At 72.8% G+C, this 3,957-nt stretch carries 4 protein-coding genes; 3 read left to right on the top strand and 1 reads right to left on the bottom strand.

Going from position 1 to position 3,957, the window contains the following annotated elements; translation table 11 throughout:
• Positions 1-301, bottom strand: a 301-nt coding sequence (locus AB0C69_RS39275; RefSeq protein ID WP_360361280.1) for a discoidin domain-containing protein, incomplete at its 3' end; no start/stop codon positions are given.
• Between the two features lie 319 nt (positions 302-620).
• Here AB0C69_RS39275 and AB0C69_RS39270 point away from each other — a divergent pair.
• From AB0C69_RS39270 to AB0C69_RS39260, 3 genes are read left to right on the top strand one after another with little or no spacing between them, the layout of a single operon-like run.
• Positions 621-1,382 carry a DeoR/GlpR family DNA-binding transcription regulator gene (locus AB0C69_RS39270; RefSeq protein ID WP_345180603.1) on the top strand — a complete coding sequence of 254 codons (762 nt, stop codon included), beginning with the start codon at positions 621-623 and terminating at the stop codon, positions 1,380-1,382.
• Positions 1,379-2,749, top strand: coding sequence for a 6-phospho-beta-glucosidase (locus tag AB0C69_RS39265; protein ID WP_345180605.1), 1,371 nt, complete (start codon positions 1,379-1,381; stop codon positions 2,747-2,749). The genes AB0C69_RS39270 and AB0C69_RS39265 overlap by 4 nt, the downstream gene beginning before the upstream one ends.
• Complete coding sequence (locus AB0C69_RS39260; protein ID WP_345180607.1) at positions 2,746-3,942, top strand: carbohydrate kinase family protein; 1,197 nt, start codon at positions 2,746-2,748, stop codon at positions 3,940-3,942. Before AB0C69_RS39265 ends, AB0C69_RS39260 begins: the two co-directional genes overlap by 4 nt.
• Positions 3,943-3,957 lie beyond the last annotated feature (15 nt).

Below are 3,957 nucleotides of genomic sequence, written 5' to 3'. Positions count from 1 at the left end.
GGACGATCTGGCAGACGTCCTGGACGGTGCCGAGGTCGACCTGGATCCATTGCGGATCGCCGAAGGCGCTCGACCAGCGGGTCGCGGGATCGCCGTCGACGGCGGCGGAGGCGGGGAAGGACGCGTTCTCGGTGGAAGAGGCGGTCGCGGGCCGGTTCAGTGCCGCGTCCGACGAGCCGCAGGCCGCCGCTGCGGCACGTCCGGCCGGTGCGGGAACGGCGAGCGCGACGGCGAGCAGCAGGGTGAAGACGGCGGCCGGCCAGGCTCTTCTGGACGGTTCTCGGGGTGGGACGGGATGCATGCGCATCTCCTTCGCGTGGGGGGTGAGCGGGGGCCCTCAGAGCACGCGCGTTATTTCACATCATGATTTAAGGTCGAAATTATGCACGGGTCAAGAGCCCTTTTTGTCTCGATTTGACCCTTCGTCCTGACAACCGGTGCGCCGCCCCGGACGCTCCGGCCCCGGTGCCTGTGGAACGTTCCGGGCCCTCGACAGCGACCGCTGACTTCACTGGGCCCCTGACCGGATCCGCGCACGTCAGAGAAGTGAATGACGGACTTCGCGCAGGTTTCCGCCGGGGTGATGACGGATGTCGAGCAGCGGTGTTACGTTCCACCGCGTGACATCGAGCATCCGACGGGCGCAGATCGTGTCGTCCCTGCGTGCCAAGGGCGCCGCCTCCGTGCGGGAGCTGGCCGAGACCCTCCAGGTCAGCGAGTCCACGATCCGCCGCGACCTCGACGTGCTCGACCGCAACGGCGAGCTACTGCGCACCTACGGGGGAGCGGCGCTCTCCCCGCGCCCGGCGGCGCCGGAGATCTCGTTCGCGGCGTCGGCCGAGCACGACAGCGCCGAGAAGGCGGCGGTCGCGGAACGGGCGGCGGAGCTGGTGGAGGACGACATGGTCGTGGTCCTCGACATCGGCACCAGCACCCGGCTCCTCGCCCGGCACCTGCGCGGGCGTCCCGTCACCGTCATCACCGCCAACCTGGCCGTGCTGGACGAACTGCGCGACGACGACGCCGTCCGGCTGTGCCTGCTCGGCGGCGTCGTGCGGCGCAACTACCTCTCGCTCGTCGGCTCGCTCACCGAGACCGCGCTCCGCCAGGTCCGTGCCGACCTGGTGTTCCTGAGCTGCACCGGGGTGCGGCCCGACGGCCACGTCATGGACGACATGGAGGTCGAGACGCCGATCAAGCAGGCGATGCTGGAGTCGGCGGACCGGGTGGTGCTGGTCGCCTCCGAGGCGAAGTTCCCCGGCACCGGCTCGCTGCGGGTGTGCTCGCTCGACCGCGTCGACGCACTGGTCACGACGGCCGGGGCCGACCCCCGGACTCTGGAGGTCTGCCGGGAGGCGGGCGGAAAGGTGTACATCGCATGAAGCTGGCCATTCTCGGCGGTGGCGGGTTCCGGGTGCCCTACGTGTACCAGGCCCTGCTGCGCGACCCAGGCTCCCCGCGCATCGAGGAGGTCTGGCTGCAGGACTCCGACGCCGGCCGGCTGGCGGGGATGGCGGAGGTCCTCGCGGCCCTCGCCGGCGGTGCCGAGGACGCGCCGCGCGTGTTCACCAGCACCGGGCTCGACGAGGCGCTGGAAGGCGCCGACTTCGTCTTCGCCGCCGTCCGGGTGGGCGGCCTGCGGGGGCGGGTGTGCGACGAGCGCGTGGCGCTGGACCTGAACGTGCTCGGCCAGGAGACCACCGGCCCCGGCGGCATCGCCTACGGGCTGCGCACCATCCCCGTGATGCTCGACATCGCGCATCGCGTGAAGGCGCTCGCGCCGGACGCCTACGTCATCAACTTCACCAACCCCGCCGGGATGATCACCGAGGCGATGCAGGGCGTCCTCGGCGACCGGGTGCTCGGGATCTGCGACACCCCGTCCGGCCTCGGCATGCGGGTGGCCGCCGCGCTCGGCCTGGACCCGGACCGGATCCGGCTCGACTACGTCGGCCTGAACCACCTCGGCTGGATGCGCCGCGTCCTGCACGACGGCGAGGACGTCCTGCCCCGCCTGCTGGCCGACGACGACCTGCTCGGCAACCTGGAGGAGGGCGTCGTCTTCGGCCGCGAGTGGCTGCGCGACCTCGGCCTCATCCCCAACGAGTACCTGTACTACTACTACTTCAATCGGGAGGCGGTCCGCGCCACCCTGGACGCGCCGCAGACGCGCGGCGAGTTCCTGCTCAAGCAGCAGGAGGCGTTCTACGAGCGGATCGCGGCGGCGTCCGGCGGCGCGGCCATGGAGCTGTGGCGCGAGACGGTCGCCTCCCGCAGCGCGAGCTACATGGCCGAGATGAAGGGCGCCCGGACCGGCGAGGCGCTCGACGACCACTCCGGCATCGACCCCGCCGAGGAGGGCTACGCCAGGGTCGCGCTGAACGTGATGGCCGCGATCAGCCGCGACGAGCCCGCCAGCATGATCCTCAACGTGCGGAACGGTGAGACCGTCACCGCGCTGCCCCCGGACGCGGTCGTCGAGGTGCCCGTCACCGTCGACGCCCGCGGCGTGCACCCGCTTCCCCTCGACCAGCCCGACCTGCACCAGGCCGGGCTCATGCAGCAGGTCAAGGCCGTCGAGCGGCTGACCGTCGGCGCGGCCGTGACCGGTTCGCGGACCGAGGCCGCCAAGGCCTTCGCCCTGCACCCCCTGGTCGACTCGGCGCGGATCGGCCGGCAGCTGCTCGACGGCTACATCGACCGGATCCCCGAGGTCGCCGCCGTCTTCTCCCGTGAGGAGTCGTCATGACAGTGGAAATCCTGGACGGGAGCCCGCCCGTGGACCGTCCCGCGACCGGCGAGGCCGCGGCCCCCGGGCAGCCGCCCGAGCCCTCCCTGGCCGACCCGTGCACCGAGCGCGTCCCGGCGGGCGAGCTGCTGCGCGGCGGGGACGACCCCGGCCCGGCGCCCGGGCTGGACGTCTTCCTGAGCGGCCAGGTCTTCATGGACATGATCTTCACCGGGCTGCCGGGGCTGCCGCCGCCCGGGACCGAGATGTTCACCGAGGGGCTCGGCTCGGCGCCCGGCGGCGCCGCCAACATCGCGGTGGCGATGAGCCGGCTCGGCCTGCGGGTCGGGCTCGCGGCCCCGTTCGGCGACGACATGTTCGGCTCCTACCTGTGGCGGACGCTCGCCGAGCAGGAGGGCATCGACCTCGGGCACTCCCGCCGCATCAAGGGCTGGCCCACCCCGGTCACGGTGTCGCTCGCCTACGACTCCGACCGCAGCATGGTCACCTACGCCAGGCCCCTGCCGGACCTCGATCCCGGCGAGACGGGCGACGCGGAGGCGGTGCTCGGCTCCCCGCCGCCGGCCGCGCGCGCCTGCTTCGTCGACATCGAGCATCCGGTGCCGGGCTGGGCGAAGGAGATGCGCCGGGCGGGCGCCGCGGTGTTCGCCGACATCGGCTGGGACGCCACCGAGACGTGGTCCAGCGAGGTCCTCGACCGGCTGGAGCACGTGGACGTGTTCCTGCCCAACGCCGTCGAGGCCATGGCCTACACCCGCACGACCACCCCGGAGGACGCGGCCCGCGCCCTTTCCGGGCGGGTCCCGGTCGTCGTCGTCAAGCGCGGCGGCGCGGGCGCCATCGCGATCGACTCGGCGACCGGCGAGGTCGCCGAGACCGACGCCCTGCCGGTGCGGCCGCTCGACGCGACCGGAGCGGGCGACGTGTTCGGCGCCGGGTTCCTGTTCGGGACGCTCGCCGGCCTCCCGCTCGCGGAGCGGCTGCGGTTCGCCAACCTGTGCGCGGGCCTGTCGGTCCGGCACCGCAGCGGCTCGCTCGGCGCACCGTGCTGGGGGGAGATCGCCGCGTTCGGCGAGTCCGGCGAGGTGCCCGAGTCCGCCCTCGAACCGTACGCCTTCGTCGTCGACTTCATCCCCGACTCGGCGACCGACACGGTCGTCCGGGCCGAACCCACCCTCCGGGCCGACCACTAGCGCGCCGTCCCCGAC

The sequence above is a fragment of the Actinomadura sp. NPDC048032 genome (genome assembly GCF_040653175.1).
Classification (GTDB): Bacteria; Actinomycetota; Actinomycetes; order Streptosporangiales; family Streptosporangiaceae; genus Spirillospora; species Spirillospora verrucosospora.
The sequence above is the reverse complement of the archived record's forward strand: the minus strand, read 5'-3'. Positions and strand labels throughout refer to the sequence as shown.

Bases quoted from the DNA above. Each gene is read 5' to 3' on its own strand.
- AB0C69_RS39265 (WP_345180605.1), top strand. From the start codon at position 1,379: ATGAAGCTGGCCATTCTCGGCGGTGGCGGGTTCCGGGTGCCCTACGTG.
- AB0C69_RS39260 (WP_345180607.1), top strand. From the start codon at position 2,746: ATGACAGTGGAAATCCTGGACGGGAGCCCGCCCGTGGACCGTCCCGCG.